Genomic DNA, 589 nt, shown 5'->3' with positions numbered 1-589 from the left:
CAAAGCGTGAATCCGTGGGATGGCTCGGAAGCGGGTTATTTTAAAGTGACCGACACTACCACAGTCTATGACAATCGAGGGAATGGCGCTTTAAGACCGATGGGCCAATTGGAAGAAGGCCAGGTCTACCCGCGGGTCAGTGATTATGGAAACTGGCATCGTATCGATTTCGGAGGCATTTATGGATATGTAAGGAAATCGGATACTATTCCGGATGACGGCAGCTCGCTACGAAATGAAAATAGTAAATATTCTAATCAATCCCGCACGTTTGAAACGTTGAAAGAAGTAACCGTGTATGACAATACCTCGGGAAGCCTCGTTCCTTTTGGTCGAATAGCTAAAGGAGAGCACTACGCCTTGGTTGGAGACTATGGGAACTGGTGGAGAGTACTGCTTTCAGATCGAATAGGTTACGTAAGAAAAGCAGAAGTAAAGGTAGAGACAAAGTCTACGGATAATTTTTTCAGGGTATATACTGCTAATATCCCAGTCTATGATAATCGAAGCGGCTCTCTCAAAAAAGTAGGAGAGCTGGAAAAGGGTCAGTCTTATCCAATTGTAAAGGATTATGGGGACAATTGGTGGC

General features: G+C 44.7%; 1 protein-coding gene. It reads left to right on the top strand.

Annotated elements, in window-relative coordinates:
- Positions 1–589 (top strand): SH3 domain-containing protein (locus F6X55_RS19985; RefSeq protein ID WP_474103975.1); only part of this gene is annotated, 589 nt, incomplete at both ends.

Source organism: Sediminibacillus terrae, assembly GCF_009602435.1.
Taxonomy (GTDB): domain Bacteria; phylum Bacillota; class Bacilli; order Bacillales; family Amphibacillaceae; genus Sediminibacillus; species Sediminibacillus terrae.
Note: the sequence above shows the minus strand (reverse complement) of the source record. Positions and strands in the feature narration are given on the sequence as shown.